Annotated in this window: 16 protein-coding genes; 11 read left to right on the forward strand and 5 right to left on the reverse strand. The window is 62.2% G+C overall.

Annotated features, from left to right (window positions below; translation table 11 throughout):
* Positions 1-408 precede the first annotated feature (408 nt).
* A complete protein-coding gene (gene fepB, locus ABLX76_RS13540; protein WP_065812441.1) occupies positions 409-1368 on the reverse strand; it encodes a Fe2+-enterobactin ABC transporter substrate-binding protein in 960 nt (319 codons plus the stop codon).
* A 188-nt stretch (positions 1369-1556) separates the two neighbouring features.
* Here fepB and entC point away from each other — a divergent pair, with 188 nt between their 5' ends.
* The 7 genes from entC (at position 1557) to ABLX76_RS13575 (ending at position 9158) form a co-directional block, all read left to right on the forward strand.
* Entirely contained in the window at positions 1557-2732 is a 1176-nt protein-coding gene (gene entC, locus ABLX76_RS13545) for an isochorismate synthase EntC (protein WP_023288784.1), read from the forward strand.
* 9 nt (positions 2733-2741) lie between these two features.
* Positions 2742-4349 (forward strand): (2,3-dihydroxybenzoyl)adenylate synthase EntE, encoded by a 1608-nt coding sequence (entE, locus tag ABLX76_RS13550; RefSeq protein ID WP_072421329.1) that lies wholly within the window; start codon positions 2742-2744, stop codon positions 4347-4349.
* 13 nt (positions 4350-4362) lie between these two features.
* Entirely contained in the window at positions 4363-5214 is an 852-nt protein-coding gene (entB, locus tag ABLX76_RS13555; protein WP_048334361.1) for an enterobactin biosynthesis bifunctional isochorismatase/aryl carrier protein EntB, read from the forward strand.
* An 8-nt stretch (positions 5215-5222) separates the two neighbouring features.
* Complete coding sequence (gene entA / locus ABLX76_RS13560; RefSeq protein ID WP_101995074.1) at positions 5223-5969, forward strand: 2,3-dihydro-2,3-dihydroxybenzoate dehydrogenase EntA; 747 nt, start codon at positions 5223-5225, stop codon at positions 5967-5969.
* On the forward strand, positions 5970-6383 hold the full coding sequence (gene entH / locus ABLX76_RS13565) for a proofreading thioesterase EntH (RefSeq protein WP_023288788.1): 414 nt from the start codon (positions 5970-5972) through the stop codon (positions 6381-6383).
* Between the two features lie 411 nt (positions 6384-6794).
* Positions 6795-8900 (forward strand): pyruvate/proton symporter CstA, encoded by a 2106-nt coding sequence (cstA, locus tag ABLX76_RS13570; protein ID WP_023288789.1) that lies wholly within the window; start codon positions 6795-6797, stop codon positions 8898-8900.
* Positions 8901-8960: 60 nt separating this feature from the next.
* On the forward strand, positions 8961-9158 hold the full coding sequence (locus tag ABLX76_RS13575; protein ID WP_023288790.1) for a YbdD/YjiX family protein: 198 nt from the start codon (positions 8961-8963) through the stop codon (positions 9156-9158).
* Here ABLX76_RS13575 and ABLX76_RS13580 read toward each other — a convergent pair.
* From ABLX76_RS13580 to ABLX76_RS13595, 4 genes are all read right to left on the reverse strand, one after another.
* Positions 9155-9559, reverse strand: a complete 405-nt coding sequence (locus ABLX76_RS13580; RefSeq protein WP_032455082.1) for a helix-turn-helix transcriptional regulator — start codon at positions 9557-9559, stop codon at positions 9155-9157. The genes ABLX76_RS13575 and ABLX76_RS13580 overlap by 4 nt on opposite strands.
* Positions 9534-9836, reverse strand: a complete 303-nt coding sequence (locus ABLX76_RS13585; protein ID WP_348874658.1) for a type II toxin-antitoxin system RelE/ParE family toxin — start codon at positions 9834-9836, stop codon at positions 9534-9536. Before ABLX76_RS13585 ends, ABLX76_RS13580 begins: the two co-directional genes overlap by 26 nt.
* 183 nt (positions 9837-10019) lie before the next feature.
* Positions 10020-10763: a 3-oxoacyl-ACP reductase family protein gene (locus ABLX76_RS13590; RefSeq protein ID WP_023288792.1), complete on the reverse strand. Its 744-nt coding sequence runs from the start codon at positions 10761-10763 to the stop codon at positions 10020-10022.
* 57 nt (positions 10764-10820) lie between these two features.
* Positions 10821-11909, reverse strand: a complete 1089-nt coding sequence (locus tag ABLX76_RS13595; protein ID WP_147734049.1) for an oxidoreductase — start codon at positions 11907-11909, stop codon at positions 10821-10823.
* 163 nt (positions 11910-12072) lie between these two features.
* On the opposite strand from ABLX76_RS13595, the gene ABLX76_RS13600 reads away from it, so the two are divergent.
* From ABLX76_RS13600 to ABLX76_RS13615, 4 genes are all read left to right on the forward strand, one after another.
* Positions 12073-13575: a sugar ABC transporter ATP-binding protein gene (locus ABLX76_RS13600; RefSeq protein ID WP_348874660.1), complete on the forward strand. Its 1503-nt coding sequence runs from the start codon at positions 12073-12075 to the stop codon at positions 13573-13575.
* Complete coding sequence (locus ABLX76_RS13605; protein WP_086076140.1) at positions 13572-14570, forward strand: ABC transporter permease; 999 nt, start codon at positions 13572-13574, stop codon at positions 14568-14570. Before ABLX76_RS13600 ends, ABLX76_RS13605 begins: the two co-directional genes overlap by 4 nt.
* Before the next feature lie 20 nt (positions 14571-14590).
* Complete coding sequence (locus ABLX76_RS13610; RefSeq protein WP_032455089.1) at positions 14591-15655, forward strand: sugar ABC transporter substrate-binding protein; 1065 nt, start codon at positions 14591-14593, stop codon at positions 15653-15655.
* Between the two features lie 117 nt (positions 15656-15772).
* Positions 15773-17014: an LVIVD repeat-containing protein gene (locus tag ABLX76_RS13615; protein WP_048297023.1), complete on the forward strand. Its 1242-nt coding sequence runs from the start codon at positions 15773-15775 to the stop codon at positions 17012-17014.
* The last annotated feature ends 65 nt before the right edge of the window (positions 17015-17079 follow it).

A 17079-nucleotide genomic window follows, 5' to 3' on the forward strand; every position in this document is an offset into this window, starting at 1 on the left:
CGCCGCCCGGCAAGGTGTTCCGACCGCGTACCCGTCCTGATGCCCGGTGGCGGCTACGTCCTACCGGGCCGAAGGTCTGGCCTGGAGGGCGCAAGCATTGTAGGCCGGTGCAAGCGTAGCGCCGCCCGGCAAGGTGTTCCGACCGCGTACCCGTCCTGATGCAGGGTGGCGGCTGCGCCTTACCGGGCCTACGGTACGGCAAGCCGGTGCAAGCTCAGTAGACCGGGCAAGCGCCACGCCGCCCGGCAAGGTGTTCCGACCGCGTACCCGTCCTGATGCCAGGTGGCGGCAACGCCTTACCGGGCCTGGGGTACGGCAGGCCGGTGCAAGCTCTGTAGGCCGGTGCAAGCGCAGCGCCGCCCGGCAAAGCGTTCAGGCTGCGTTCCCGTCCCGATGGCTCGGCCCGCGTTAGCCGAACAGGCTGGAGAGACGCTGGAGCACCAGCAGGGCGCTGTAGTAGTCAAGACGGAAGGTCTCGGTGCCCAGCGGGTAAACGCGTTTGCCTTCGACCGCCGGGAGATGCGCCAGCAGCGGGTTGGCGTAAATGGCATCGACATCTTTCTGGTCGCCGGCGAACAGGAACAGGCTCTGGCCGTTCAGACCGGCGGCCAGGTTCTCCCCGCCCAGCTGCACGATATCGTGGCGTTTGCCCTGACTATGGCTGGCGGGCAGGCCGCCCGGCAGCGTCGCCAGGCTAAAGCCCAGCTGTTCGAGCATCTGCCCCTGGGCCGATTCCGGCGTCCAGATATTGGCGCTGTGCGCGGCGGCGGTATAGACGAGGGCGGTGACCGGCTGCGGCGGCAGCTTCATTTTTTCTTTTAACGAAACGAGCTGTTTATTGAAGTCGGCGATGCGCGCGCTGGCCTGCTGCTCATGGCCGGTGATCTGCCCCAACTGGGTAAGCAGCGTTTGCCAGCTTTTATCGTCATAGTTGATGACCAGCGTCGGGGCGATCGTTTTGAGCTGATCGTACAGCGGCAGGGCGGAGTCGCCGCCGGTGGCGCTCACCAGGATCAGATCCGGCATCTGGGCGGCCACCGCTTCCGCGCTCGGTTCGCCGATGTACAGCCGCGCCAGCTTGCGGGCTTTGGCGACCTCACTCCACTGGCGCAGAAAGCCCTGGCTATCGGCCACGCGATTGTTCGGGGTGGTGGCGCCGCTGGCGACCACCGGGGCGTCGATCGCCAGCAGCGAGCCGGTGAGGGTCACGCTGGTGGAGACAATGCGCAGCGGCTGGCTCGGCAGGGTGTGCGTCCCGTAGCTGTCGGTGACCTGGCGCGGCCAGTCCGCCGCCTGGGCTGAGGTAATTCCTAAAAACAACAGCATGCCGGCCAGCGCGCCGCGGCGGTAAAAAGAAGAGAAGTTCACGTCATCGCATCCTGATTCGAAGGGTAATAAATGCGTCTCATTTTCAACTTTGCGCCGACAGGATGCAAGCCAAAGTGGCGGCGCGATGACGTAACGCGGTTGACATGACGGGCAATACCTTTTAGGTTAGCCAACCAAAATACAAATGATAATTATTCGTAATATATTTATCGTTTTTGGAGGATGATATGGAAACGTCACTGGCTGAGGATGTACAGAAATCTACCCGGACCTTATCGCCGGACAGCTTCTTCTTTATGTCGCCGTACCGCAGTTTTAGCACCTCAGGCTGCTTCCGCCGCTTCTCATCGCCCGCCGACGGCGGCGATGCGCTGAATGGCGAGTTCCAGCAGCAGATGGCCGCCGCCTTTGCCGAGGCCCGGGCGGCGGGGATCCGCAAGCCGGTGATGGTTGGGGCCATCCCGTTCGACACCTGTCAGCCTTCCGAGCTCTATATCCCGGAGCGCTGGGAAGCGTTCTCGCGCCCGGAAAAACAGCGTTCCGCCCGCTATGCCGCGCCGCTGGAGACGATGGAGGTGGTGGAGCGCCGGGAGATCCCGGAACAGGATGCGTTTTTAGCCATGGTGGAACGCGCCGCCGCGCTGACCGCCACGCCGGAAGTGGACAAAGTGGTGCTATCACGACTTATCGATATCACCACCCGCGATCCTGTCGATAGCGGCGCCCTGATGGAGCGACTGATCGCCCAGAACCCCGCCAGCTTCAACTTCCATGTGCCGCTCTCCGACGGCGGCGTGCTGCTGGGCGCCAGCCCGGAGCTGCTGCTGCGTAAAGAAGGACCGCACTTCAGCTCGCTGCCGCTGGCCGGCTCCGCCCGCCGCCAGCCGGACGATGTGCTGGACCGCGAAGCGGGCAACAGGCTGCTGGCGTCCGGCAAAGATCGCCACGAGCACGAACTGGTGACCCAGGCGATGAAGAGCGTGCTGGGCCCGCGCAGCAGCCAGCTGTCGCTGCCGGCATCGCCGCAGCTGATCACCACCCCGACGCTCTGGCATCTGGCGACGCCGATCGAGGGCACGGCGCTGGCGGAAGAAAACGCCATGTCGCTGGCCTGCCTGCTGCACCCGACTCCGGCGCTGAGCGGCTTCCCGCACCAGGCGGCGAAGCGCCTGATTGCCGACCTGGAACCCTTCGACCGCCAGCTGTTCGGCGGTATCGTCGGCTGGTGTGACGATGAAGGCAACGGCGAATGGGTGGTGACCATCCGCTGCGCGCGTCTGCAGCAGCGTACGCTGCGCCTGTTTGCCGGCGCGGGCATCGTTCCAGCCTCCTCGCCGCTGGGCGAATGGCGCGAAACCGGCGTCAAACTGACCACCATGCTTAACGTATTTGGCTTGAATTAAGAGGCAAGGATGATTGCATTTACCCGTTGGCCGGATGAGTTCGCGGCCCGCTATCGCCAAAAAGGCTACTGGCAGGATCTGCCATTAACCAATCTGATCACCCGTCACGCGGAAAACGACGCCGTGGCGATTATCGATGGCGATCGACACATTAGCTACCGCCAGTTTAACCAGCGGGTGGACAACCTTGCCTGCTCTCTGCAGCGTCAGGGACTGAAGCGCGGGGAAACCGCGCTGGTGCAGCTGGGCAACGTCGCCGAGTTTTACATCACCTTCTTCGCGCTGCTGCGCATCGGCGTCGCGCCGGTGAACGCGTTGTTCAGCCACCAGCGCAGCGAGCTTAACGCCTACGCCGCGCAGATTAAACCGGCGCTGCTGATCGCCGACCGCGAGCACGCGCTGTTTGCCGACGATAGCTTTCTTCACGCGTTTATCGCTGAACATCCTTCCCTGCGCGTGGCGCTGCTGCGTAACGACGGCGGCGAGCGCGATCTGGCGACGGAGATTAACCGCCCGGCGGATAACTTTATCGCTAACCCAACCCCTGCCGACGAAGTGGCTTTTTTCCAGCTCTCCGGCGGCAGCACCGGGACGCCGAAGCTGATCCCGCGTACCCATAACGACTACGACTACAGCATTCGCCGCAGCAACGAGATCTGCGGGATTAACGCTGAGACGCGCTACCTCAACGCGCTGCCGGCGGCGCATAACTATGCGATGAGCTCCCCGGGGTCGCTGGGCGTTTTCCTCGCCGGCGGGCGGGTGATCCTCGCCGCCGACCCCAGCGCCACCCTCTGTTTCCCGCTGATTGAAAAACATCAGATCAACGTCGCCTCGCTGGTGCCGCCGGCGGTCAGCCTGTGGCTGCAGGCGATCCATGAATGGGGCGGCAATGCTCAGCTGCAGTCGCTGCAGCTGCTGCAGGTCGGCGGCGCGCGCCTGTCGGCGACCCTTGCCGCGCGCATCCCGGCGGAAATTGGCTGCCAGCTGCAGCAGGTGTTCGGCATGGCGGAGGGGCTGGTGAATTACACCCGCCTTAACGACAGCCCTGAGCGGATCATTCATACCCAGGGCTGCCCGATGTGCCCGGATGATGAAGTGTGGGTGGCGGATGCCGACGGCAACCCGCTGCCGCGCGGCGAAGTGGGCCGCCTGATGACCCGCGGGCCGTACACCTTCCGCGGCTACTACAACAGCCCGCAGCATAACGCGGAAGCCTTTGACGCCGACGGGTTTTACTGTTCCGGCGATCTGATATCGATCGATGAAGACGGGTATATCACCGTCCAGGGCCGGGAAAAAGACCAGATCAACCGTGGCGGCGAGAAGATCGCCGCCGAAGAGATCGAAAACCTGCTGCTGCGCCATGAGGCGGTGATCCACGCCGCGTTGGTCAGCATTGAAGACAACCTGCTGGGCGAGAAGAGCTGCGCTTACCTGGTGGCGACCTCGCCGCTGCGCGCCGTCGCGGTGCGCCGCTTCCTGCGCGAGCAGGGAGTGGCTGAATTTAAACTGCCGGACCGCGTGGAGTGCGTTGCCGCGCTGCCGCTGACGCCGGTGGGCAAAGTCGATAAGAAACAATTACGTCAGTGGCTGGCCGAAGGCAAGCTGGGCTGAAGGAGAACAGAAAATGGCAATCCCTAAATTACAGGCTTACGCGCTGCCGGAAGCCAGCGATATCCCGGCGAACAAAGTCAGCTGGGCCTTTGAGCCCTCCCGCGCCGCGCTGCTGATCCACGATATGCAAGAGTATTTCCTCAATTTCTGGGGCGAAAACAGCGCGATGATGGAGAAAGTGGTGGCCAATATCGCCGCCCTGCGCGACTTCTGCAAACAGAACGGCATTCCGGTGTACTACACCGCCCAGCCGAAAGAGCAGAGCGATGAAGATCGCGCGCTGCTGAATGATATGTGGGGGCCGGGGCTGACCCGTTCGCCGGAGCAGCAGCAGGTGATTGCCGCCCTGGCGCCGGATGAAGACGACACCGTGCTGGTGAAATGGCGCTACAGCGCGTTTCATCGCTCGCCGCTGGAGGCGATGCTGAAAGAGAGCGGCCGCGACCAGCTAATCATCACCGGCGTGTATGCCCATATCGGCTGCATGACCACCGCCACCGACGCCTTTATGCGCGATATCAAACCGTTCTTTGTCGCCGACGCGCTGGCGGACTTCAGCCGCGAAGAGCACCTGATGGCGCTGAAATACGTCGCCGGCCGCTCCGGCCGCGTGGTGATGACCGAAGCGCTGTTGCCGCTGCCGGCCTCCAAAGCGGCGCTGCGCGCGCTGATCCTGCCGCTGCTCGACGAATCCGACGAACCGCTGGATGATGAAAATCTGATCGACTACGGTCTGGATTCGGTGCGGATGATGGCCCTGGCCGCCCGCTGGCGCAAAGTGCACGGCGATATCGACTTCGTGATGCTGGCGAAAAACCCGACCATCGACGCCTGGTGGGCGCTGCTTTCCCGCGAGGTGCGATAATGGCGGCGCTGGATTTTCGCGGTCAGACCGTGTGGGTGACCGGCGCAGGTAAAGGGATCGGTTATGCCACCGCGCTGGCTTTTGTGGAGGCCGGCGCCAACGTCATCGGTTTCGACCTCGCCTTTGACGGCGAACGCTACCCGTTTGCGACCGAAACGCTGGACGTCGCCGATGCCGACCGGGTGCGCGAGGTGTGCAGCCGCCTGTTGGCGAACACCGAGCGGTTAGACGTGCTGGTGAACGCCGCCGGGATCCTGCGCATGGGCGCCACCGACCAGCTAAGCGCGGAAGACTGGCAGCAGACCTTCGCGGTCAACGTCGGCGGGGCGTTCAACCTGTTTCAGCAGACGATGGCCCAGTTCCGTCGCCAGCGGGGCGGGGCCATCGTCACCGTCGCCTCCGATGCCGCGCACACGCCGCGCATCGGCATGAGCGCCTATGGCGCCTCGAAGGCGGCGCTGAAAAGCCTGGCGCTGACCGTCGGCCTTGAGCTGGCGGGCAGCGGGGTGCGCTGTAATCTGGTCTCGCCGGGCTCTACCGATACCGATATGCAGCGCACGCTGTGGGTCAGCGACGATGCGGAGCAGCAGCGGATCCGCGGTTTCGGCGAGCAGTTTAAGCTCGGCATCCCGCTGGGTAAGATTGCCCGCCCGCAGGAGATTGCGAATACCATTCTGTTCCTCGCCTCTGCTCATGCCAGCCATATCACCCTGCAGGATATCGTGGTGGACGGCGGCTCGACGCTGGGGGCGTAAATGGCCTGGAAACGAGCGCTCACGCTGGCGGCGCTGAACGCCAGCAGCGAAAACACCCTGGTGGCGCATCTGGGGATCGTCTACACCCGGCTGGAGGCGGGGCTGCTGGAGGCGGAGATGCCGGTGGATGCCCGCACCCATCAGCCGTTTGGCCTGCTGCACGGCGGCGCTTCAGCGGCGCTGGCGGAGACGCTGGGGTCGATGGCCGGCTGGCTGATGACCGACGAGGGGCAGTGCGTGGTCGGCACCGAGCTGAACGCCACCCATCACCGGGCGGTCTCCAGCGGGAAAGTGCGCGGCGAGTGCCGCCCGCTGCATCTTGGCCGGCAGAGCCAGAGCTGGGAGATTGTGGTGTATGACGAGAAGGGGCGGCGCTGCTGCACCTGTCGTCTGGGCACCGCGGTGCTGGGCTAAGCAGCCACGCTTGCCCCGGCTTGCGCTGCGCTGAGCCGGGCTACGTATCGGCGCAATGGGTAGCCCGGATAAGGCGCAGCGCGCCGCCATCCGGGAATATCCCTGCTCGGCTGTACTTAGCAGGGCTACGGTTTCTGGGTCAGGAAGCCGCTGTTTCCCCGGCTTGCGCTGCGCTTAGCCGGACTACGGATCTGTAGGTCGGGTAAGGCGTTAGCCGCCACCCGACAAACAAACGGCACCGTTCACGATAATCCTTTCATTCATTTTCCTGCCTTAAGTGATCTCGCTAGCAATGTGAGACAAATCTCTGTGGGTGGACGGCATCTGCGCTGTTTCGATGTTGTTAAATTCTGCGTTGTGTTCTAGAAACAAACTGTAACATCCTGATTACCCTACCGGTGGACCACAACAATGAATAATTCAGGGAAATACCTTATCTGGGCACTGCTCTCCGTGATCGGAGCCTTTGCCCTCGGCTACATTGCTTTAAACCGGGGTGAGCAGATCAACGCGCTGTGGATTGTCGTCGCGGCAGTCTGCGTTTATCTGATCGCGTATCGTTTTTACGGCCTGTATATCGCCAAAACCGTGCTCGGCGTCGACCCGACGCGCATGACGCCCGCGGTGCGGCATAACGATGGCCTCGACTATGTCCCGACTGACAAAAAAGTGCTGTTCGGTCACCATTTTGCCGCCATCGCCGGCGCGGGGCCGTTGGTGGGCCCGGTGCTCGCCGCGCAGATGGGCTATCTGCCGGGGATGATCTGGATCCTCGCCGGCGTAGTGCTGGCCGGGGCGGTGCAGGACTTTATGGTGCTGTTCGTTTCCACCCGGCGCGACGGCCGTTCGCTGGGCGAGCTGGTGAAAGAGGAGATGGGGGCGACCGCCGGGGTGATTGCCCTGGTGGCGACCTTTATGATCATGGTGATCATCCTCGCGGTGCTGGCGATGATCGTGGTGAAAGCGCTGACCCACAGCCCGTGGGGAACCTATACCGTGGCCTTTACCATTCCGCTGGCGCTGTTTATGGGGATCTATATTCGCTATCTGCGCCCGGGGCGCATTGGCGAAGTGTCGGTGATTGGGCTGGTATTGCTGGTGTTCGCCATTATCTCCGGCGGCTGGGTAGCGGAAAGCCCGACCTGGGCGCCGTTCTTTGACTTTACCGGCGTTCAGCTCACCTGGATGCTGGTGGGCTACGGCTTTGTCGCCGCGGTGCTGCCGGTCTGGCTGCTGCTCGCCCCGCGCGACTACCTCTCCACCTTCCTGAAAATCGGCACTATCGTCGGTCTGGCGATCGGCATTCTGATTATGCGTCCGACCCTGACCATGCCGGCGCTGACCAAATTTATCGACGGTACTGGCCCGGTATGGACTGGCAACCTGTTCCCGTTCCTGTTTATCACCATCGCTTGCGGCGCGGTGTCGGGCTTCCACGCCCTGATTGCCTCCGGTACCACGCCGAAGATGCTGGCGAATGAAAATCAGGCCTGCTTTATCGGCTACGGCGGCATGCTGATGGAATCCTTCGTGGCGATTATGGCGCTGGTGGCCGCCTGTATCATTGACCCGGGCGTCTACTTCGCGATGAACAGCCCGATGGCGGTGCTGGCGCCGGCGGGAACCACCGATGTGGTGGCGTCGGCGGCGCAGGTGGTGAGCGGTTGGGGCTTTGCGATTACCCCGGAAACGTTGACGCATATCGCCAATGAGGTGGGCGAGCAGTCCATCATCTCCCGCGCCGGCGGGGCGCCTACGTTGGCGGTGGGCATGGCCTACATTCTCCACGGCGCGCTGGGCGGGTTGATGGACGTTTCGTTCTGGTACCACTTCGCCATTCTGTTTGAAGCGCTGTTTATCCTGACGGCGGTGGATGCCGGCACCCGTGCGGCGCGCTTTATGCTGCAGGATCTGCTGGGGGTGATCTCCCCGAACCTGAAGCGTACTGACTCGTTACCGGCTAACCTGCTGGCGACGGCGCTGTGCGTGCTGGCGTGGGGCTACTTCCTCCATCAGGGAGTGGTCGATCCGCTGGGCGGCATTAACACCCTGTGGCCGCTGTTCGGTATCGCCAACCAGATGCTGGCGGGGATGGCGCTGATGCTCTGCGCAGTGGTGCTGTTCAAGATGAAACGTCAGCGCTATGCGTGGGTGGCGCTGGTGCCGACGGCCTGGCTGCTGATCTGTACCCTCACCGCCGGCTGGCAGAAGGCCTTCAGCCCGGACAATAAAGTGGGCTTCCTGGCGATTGCCAACAAGTTCCAGGCGATGATCGACAGCGGCAAAATCCCGGCGCAGTATACCGAGTCGCAGCTGGCGCAGCTGGTGTTTAACAACCGTCTCGATGCCGGGCTGACCATCTTCTTTATGATCGTGGTGGTGGTGCTGGCGCTGTTCTCGATTAAAACCGCGCTGGCGGCGCTGAAAGAGAATAAACCGACGGCGAAAGAGACACCGTATGAGCCAATGCCTGAAAACCTGGACGCGATAGTGACCCAGGCGAAAGGGGCGCATTAACCTGTGTGCCGGGTGGCGGCTTCGCCTTACCCGGCGTACTTTTTCTGTGAGATCAGAATTATGTTCGACACCCTTTCCAAAGCAGGTAAGTATCTGGGCCAGGCCGCCAAAATGATGATCGGCGTGCCGGATTACGACAACTACGTCGAGCACATGCGCGTCAACCATCCGGATCAGACGCCAATGACCTACGAAGCATTTTTCCGCGAACGCCAGGACGCCCGCTACGGCGGCAAGGGCGGGGCGAAGTGCTGTTAACCCTCTTTCGGCAGATAGAGGCTGATCTGCTCCTGCTTACAGCCGTAGAGCGCCGCCAGCTTCTCGCGGGTGCGCTTCTGCGGACGGGAGTCCAGCGCTTCCAGCTGTGACACGGCGGACTGGCTGATGCCGAGCTTTTCGGCGACCTCCTGCTGGGACATCCCGCGCAGGATGCGCCACGCAGCCTGCAGGCTGACGTTTTCTTTATGCATCACGTCGCATACTTCGCCTGGCAGCATGACGTTATCATAGATGTCTGATTCATAAGGAATATCTTCCCAGTCGCTTTCATCCTCGTCGTCGTACTCCAGCAGAGCCAGGCGCATACGAAAGTAATCACTGTAAGGAATGACGACATACTGGTCTTTTCCTTCTTCATCCTTGATGTACTGAATAGTCATATTCGGCATGCTCCTCATGCAGGTAGGTGGTGGTGGTTCGGCGTTTAACCGCCACGACGTAGCAGGTATCGCCCGGTGGATCCCCAAAGGTGTAGATGACTCTGTAATCACCTAATCGCAGCCGGTAGTGGTTTTCGGGAGAGAATAATTTTTTGATATCCGAGATAGGTGAAGCTTTATCATCCATCTTCTCCAGCCTGGATTTAATGCGGCTCTTATACCGATTATCGATTTTAGAAAATTGCTTATCTGCCGTTTTTGACCAGACAATCTTCATCCGTACCTCCACTGTACGACCGCACAAAATATAAGGAAATAATAAGACTGTTAGATAAATTCCGAATTTCTTATGGGGTAGGGTAGAGCGGAGAAAAAAGGCAGGTAAGCGGCAAAACGCAACCCGTCGAGGCGGCTCGAAAAGGCCTCTGCCGGGCGACAGAGGCTTGCAGAAAATGTGCGATCAGGCGTTCAAACCGCCATCCACGTCCAGCCCGGTGCCGGAGATCTGCCCGGCGGCCGGGCTGGCGAGGAAGGTGACCGCCGCGGCGATGTCTTCCGGCTGGCCGTAGTGACCTAACGCAATAAGTTGACGCTGGGCATCGGCCTGCTCGCCGTCTTCCGGGTTCATATCGCTGTTGGTCGGGCCGGGATGGACGAGGTTAACGGTGATCCCGCGGGGGCCTAAATCGCGCGCCAGGCCGCGGGTAAGGGAGTTGAGGGCGGACTTGGTCATCGAGTAAACCGCGATGCCCGGCTGCGCCACGCGGTTAGCCAGACAGCTGCCGATGTTGATGATGCGCCCGCCGTCTGACATATGCACCAGCGCCTCCTGGATGGCGATAACCACCCCACGAATATTGACGTTGATAAGCGCGTCGATGTCCGCCAGCGTCATGGACTCCAGCGGGCCGCCGCGCGCGATCCCGGCGTTGTTGACCAGAATGTCCAGCCCGCCGAGGGAACGCGCCGCATGGGTGACGGCATCCTGAATCGCCTGCGCGCTGGCGCTGTCGGCCTGCACCGCTTCACCGTGCCGGCCCAGCGCTTTTATTTCGTCGGCGACCGCCTGGGCTTTATCGGCCGATTTTTCATACGTAATAACCACATCGGCGCCGGCGCGCGCCAGCGACAGGGCGATAGCCCGACCCAACCCACGGCTGGCGCCGGTAACCAGCGCCTTCTTACCTGTTAAATCGATCTGCATGATGACCTCGTTGCGAGAGTGGTGAGAATCATCATTAGGTATAGACGGTCGGGGTGATTAACGGCTGAAGTATTCCACCTTCTCAAACGCCGCGCGCAGAACCTCAGGGGTTAACGTCACCGGTAAATAGTGAATCGACTCGCCCGGGCGCAGGGTATGGGCAATGACCCGGTCAAGCTCTTCGCGGTTAGTGATATCGACCTCCAGCGCCGCCAGCGTCGCCGGCAGGTTAAAGCGCTGCCAGGCCTGCACCAGCTGCGCCAGGACCTCATCCTGACCGAGCAGGGCGCTTTGCACCAGAATGCCGTAGGCCACCTTGGTGCCGTGGAGGAATTTATCCGTCTGCGGCAGCACCGTCAGCCCGTTATGCACCGCGTGGGCGGCGGCGACCCGGGTGTAACGTTCCCCCAGCCCGCCAACCATCCCGCCGCCGGCGATAACCGCATCCACCACATCGCGAAACGCCTGGCTCAGCTCGCCGCGGCGCTGGTCCGCCAGCGCCGTTTCGCTGCTGGCCAGCAGCACGTCGCGGATCGCCAGCGCGCCGTTAATCCCCAGCCGCACGGTGAGCGGCAGGGCCTCCGGCTGCGGCGCCAGCACCACTGCCTCATACCATTTGGCTAAGGTGTCGCCAATGCCCGCCAGCAGGTACTCCGCCGGGGCGTTGAGAATGATGCGCGGCTCGACCAGCACCAGGAAATTCGCGTCATCGAAGATCTCAAAATTCAGGGCCTGTCCGGCGTCGCTGTACCACACCGACAGCGGCGTCCATGCCGCGCAGGTGGCGGCGATGGTCGGGATGGCCACCAGCGGAACCCCCAGGCGGCGGGCCAGCACTTTCGCGCTGTCGAGCAGCGCGCCGCCGCCTACGCCAATCACTACCGCCCGATCGTCACCTGAGGCCTGCGCCAGCGCCGCCACATCGCGTTCGCTGCAGTGGCCGGTAAAGCGGATCTTTTTTGCCTCCGGCAGGTGGAAGGCCGCCGGCAGAAAAGGTTCGGCGCCGGCCAGGGCGCGCTCGCCATAGACCCACACCGCCCGCGATAGCTGGTCGGCGTTAAAAAAATCGCTTAGCCGCTGAAGGCTGCCAGGGTGGGAGAAATAGTTGGCCGGGCCGGGCACGACGCGGATCTCGCTGTTGCTCATGAAAGCTGTCCTTATAGGTGTTGGGCTAACCTGATGTTATGTCTGGACATCCAGATGGCTAATATTATTTCGTTGTATCTTATGCTTTTTACGCAGTTGTCAGCCAGCGGCGGCTATGAAAAATTCGTTAAATCAGAAGATTAATTGCCGCACGGGAGCAGTGATGAGCGCGAATCGCCTTGAGATGCATAACATTAGCCTGGCCTTCTCCGGCTTTCAGGCGCTGAACAAGGTGGCCTTCACCCTTCATGGCGGGTCGGTGCATGCCCTGACCGGCGCCAACGGCGCGGGTAAGTCGACGCTGATGGCAGTGCTGTGCGGCACCCACGCCCATTATCAGGGCGAAGTGACGATCAATAACCAGCCGGTCACCATTCGTTCGCCGCGGGATGCCAAACAGCTGGGGATCCACCTGGTGCAGCAGGAGGTGGACGTGGCGCTGGTGCCGGGCCTGAGCATTGCCGAAAACATCATGCTGGACAGGCTGGCGGAGCCGGGGCCGACCTTCCGCTGGTCGCGGGTTCGGCAGCTGGCGCGCGAGGCGCTGGCGCAGCTGGACGTGGCGCTGGACGTCAGGCGCTCTATTGACAGCTGCACGCTCGCCGAAAAACAGCAGATCCTGCTGGCCCGCGCCCTGTCGCACCATTGCCGCTTTCTGATCCTCGATGAACCCACCGCGCCGCTGGATCAGCATGAAAGCGAACGCCTGTTTGCGGTGGTACGCCGTCTGCAGCAGCAGGGGATCGGGGTGGTGTTTATTTCGCACCGCATCCACGAGCTGAAGGCGATCTGCGACACCCTGACGGTGCTGCGCGACGGGCGTCTGATTGAGAGCGGCCCGATGGCGCCGCTGAGCGGGGAACAGATTGTCGAAAAGATGCTGGGCCACGAGCTGAGCGATATCTTCCCGCCGCCGCGTCCGCCGCACGGTGAAGAAGTGCTGCTGCAGGTGGAAGGGTTGCACGATGAGGCGCTGCTGCAGGATATCTCGCTGCGCCTGCGTAAGGGGGAAATTCTGGGGATCGCCGGGCTGGCCGGGGCGGGCAAAACCGAGCTGTGCAAAGCGCTGTTCGGCGCCAGCAAAAGCCGGGTGCAGCGCGGCGAGCTGAACGGCCAGCCGTGGCGGCCGCGGGATCCCGCCGACTCGGTGGGGCGCGGCCTGGCGCTGGTCCCGGAGGAGCGGCGCAAAGAGGGCATTTTCATCGAAGAGCCGATCGCGATGAACCTGGCGGTCAGCGCCGATAACCACTTTTCGCGCTGGAGCCTGTTCGGCCATCGCCAGGCCTGGCGCTGGGCGGAGGAGGTGATAGCCCGCCTCGGGGTGCGCGCCACCGGTCCCGGTCAGACGCTGCGCCGTCTGTCCGGCGGCAATCAGCAGAAGGTGGCCATTGGCAAATGGTTGCGCGGCGATGCCAACGTTTTGATTTTTGACGAACCGACCAAAGGGGTCGATGTGAAAGCGAAAACCGATCTGTTCATGCTGATCGATGGTCTGGCGCGGGAAGGCAAAGGGGTGATTTATGCCTCGGGTGAATTCGCCGAGCTGGTCGGTTTATGCGACCGCATCTGCGTACTATGGGACGGACGGATCGTGGCGGAGATCCCCGGCGCGGAAGCCCGGGAAGAGACACTGCTTTATTATTCAACCGGAGGAGCGGCAGCGTGAGCAAGGCCCTGGCAGTGAGCGCGACGGTATCGGGCCGTCAGCGATTTTTTGATTTTCTCTATAAGTGGGGCATGTTGCTGACCGTGGTGCTGCTGGTGGCGGTCTTTGGCTTCGCCTCGGACAACTTCCTTGACCCGTTCAACATCATCAACATTCTGCGCTCGATAGCCATCGTGACGGTGATTGCCATTGGGGTGTCGATTTCCCTCACCATCGGCGGCTTCGATCTGTCCGTCGGATCGACGGCGTCGCTGGCCAACGCCCTGGTGATCTCCCTGTTTGTCTGGCACGGCCTGGGGACCACCGAAGCCATTCTGATCACCCTCGCGCTCTGCACCCTGGTGGGGCTGTTTAACGCCTTTCTGATCGTGGTGCTGCGCATCCCCGACATGCTCGCCACCCTGGCCAGCCTGTTTGTGATTCAGGGGGTGGCAATGACATACAGCTACGGCGGGTCGATTACCGAAAACATGGTGCTGCCGAGCGGCGAGATGGCGGACGGCACCATCCCGGCGGCGTTTGGCGCGCTGGGCCAGGTGCCGACCATCGTCATCATCATGCTGGTGGTGACGCTGGTCGCCCAGCTGGCGCTGTCGTTCACCACCCACGGCCGGCGGATGTACGCCATCGGCGGCAACCCGGAGGCGGCGCGGCTCTCCGGCCTGCGGATCACGCGTTATAAAGTGGCGGCGTACGTGATTGCCTCGCTGCTGGCCGGGCTCGGCGGCATTCTGCTGGCCTCGCGTATCGGATCGTCGCAGGTTAACGCCGGCGGCGGCTATCTGATGGACGCGGTGGCGGCGGCCTGGATCGGCTTTTCGCTGGCCGGTTCCGGCAAACCGAACGCTCTGGGGACGTTGGTGGGGGCGGTGATCCTCGGCGTGCTTTCCAACGGGCTGGTGATGCTCTCGGTGCCGTATTACGCGATGGACATTATTAAAGGGCTGGTACTGGCTGGCGCGCTGGCACTGACCTATTTTCAGCGCCGTACTTAACATTTCACAGGGTAAACCGCATGAAAAAGATCGCACTCTCTCTCATTACGCTGGGTCTGCTGCAGTCGACGGCGGCGCTGGCCACCGCCCCGACGCCGGTGCCGGCGGCCATTGCCGAACACAACGGCCCGATCCGCATTGCAGTGATCCGCAACCTGGGGTCTGACGATAACACCACCCAGTTTGTCGCCGGGGCGCTGCAGGAAGGCAAAAAGCTCGGTTTCAAAATCAGCACCTTCCTGAGCAACGGCGATGACGCCAAATTCCAGGACTTCGTCAACCAGGCGATCAGCCAGAAATACGACGGCATTATTCTCTCCCAGGGGCGTGACCCCTATTCGACGGCCCTGGTGAAGAAGGCGGTGGACGCCGGGATCAAAGTGGCGGTGTTCGATACCGCGGTGAGCGGCGAGATCCCCGGCGTGACGGTCAGCCAGCAGGATGACGCCTCACTGACCGATCTCTCCTTTGGCCAGCTGGTGAAAGACTTCAACGGCAAAGCCAACATCGTCAAGCTGTGGGTGGCGGGTTTCCCGCCAATGGAGCGCCGTCAGGCGGCTTATCAGACGCTGCTGAAGCAAAATCCGGGGATTAAAGAGCTGGAGTCGATCGGCGCCGTTTCGTCCGATGTGCAGGGCGATACCGCTAACAAGGTGGGGGCGATCCTCGCCAAATATCCGAAAGGGAAAATCGACGCTATCTGGGGCACCTGGGATGCCTTTAGCCAGGGGGCCTATAAGGCGCTGAAAGAGAACGGCCGCACCGAGATCAAACTCTACAGTATTGATATTTCCAACCAGGATCTGCAGCTGATGCGCGAAGCCGGCAGCCCGTGGAAGGTGAGCGTGGCGGTGGATCCGAAGCTTATCGGCGCGACCAACGTGCGGCTGATCGCCAATAAGATCGCCGGCGAGCCGACGCCGGCCACCTACGACTTCAAGGCGGCGGCGATCCCGCAGGCGCTGCTGGCGGCCCAGCCGGGGGCGGTGAACGTGGCCACGCTGGGGAAAATCATTCCGGGCTGGGGCCAGACGGAAGACTTTATCGCGCCGTGGTTTGCGACGCTGGAAGCGAAAAACAAATAAAACGAAGCCGGGTGGCGGCGGGGGCGGCCTGTTGCCCTTTCCCACAGGGAGAGGGGGAAAACCAACAGCGCCCGTAGGCCCGGTAAGCGCAGCGCCACCGGGCGAAAGGAATTCCCTATGTCAGCATTACCTTCCCCAGAATACAGCCGCAATATGCGGCTGATCGGCCATAGCGACCAGGGCGGTCGTCCGGACGGCGTCCAGCTGATGGTGCACCGCGGATTCGCCTATATTGGCCATATGGTGTCGCAGGGTTTTTCCGTGGTCGATGTGCGCGATCCGACCCGGCCCACCACGGTCAACTATATTGCCGCACCGCCGGGCACCTGGAACGTGCACCTCCAGGCGCATGACGATCTGCTGCTGGTGATCAACGCCCGGGATCTGTTTGCCGACGCCCGTTTTGCCGATGAGAAGGTGTACTACACCCGCTCGGTGGGTGACACGGTCAGCGATGTGCAGGACAAAGGCTGGAGCGCCGGGCTGCGCGTGTTTGATATCTCCACGCCGGATAAGCCGCGTGAAATTGGCTTTCTGTCGCTGAGCGGTATCGGCATTCACCGCATCTGGTACGTCGGCGGCCGCTGGGCGTATGTGTCCGCGCTGATCGACGGTTTTACCGACTACATCTTCCTGACCATCGATCTGGCCGATCCGCGTAAACCGCAGGTTGCCGGGCGCTGGTGGTTGCCGGGGATGCACCAGGCGGGCGGTGAAACACCGGACTGGCCGCAGGGTAAACGCTATGCGCTGCACCACGCCATTATTGCCGGGGATACCGCCTACGGCAGCTGGCGCGACGGCGGCCTGACGCTGCTGGATGTCAAAGACCGTACCCAGCCGACGCTGATCAGCCATCGCAACTGGAGCCCGCCGTTCGGCGGCGGAACGCATACCGCGCTGCCGCTGCCGGATCGCGATCTGCTGGTGGTGCTGGATGAAGCGGTGCTCGACAATCAGGAGGACGGCGAGAAGCTGATCTGGCTGTTTGATATTCGCGAGCCGGCGAACCCGGTAAGTATCTCGACTTTCCCACAGCCTGATGAAATCGACTATGTGGCGAAAGGGGCGCACTTCGGGCCGCATAACCTGCATGAGAACCGGCCGGGGAGCTTTGTCAGCTCAACGCTTATCTTCGCCACCTATCAGAATGCCGGCGTGCGGGCGTACGATATTTCCAACCCGTATCGTCCGCTGGAGACTGGGGCGCTGGTGCCGGCTGCTCCTGAGAGGATGATGGATACCCGTCCCGGCCGCCCGCGGGTGATCCAGTCCTGCGATGTGTTTGTCGATGCGCAGGGCATTATCTACAGCACCGATTACAACGGCGGGCTGTCGGTGATTGAGTATCTGGGGTGAGGACAAGGTAAACGCAAAATTGTGCTCGCATGTCTGCCGGGTGGCGGCTTTCGCCTTACCCGGCC

Source organism: Klebsiella sp. JB_Kp004 (assembly GCF_040065795.1).
Taxonomy (GTDB): Bacteria; Pseudomonadota; Gammaproteobacteria; order Enterobacterales; family Enterobacteriaceae; genus Klebsiella; species Klebsiella quasipneumoniae.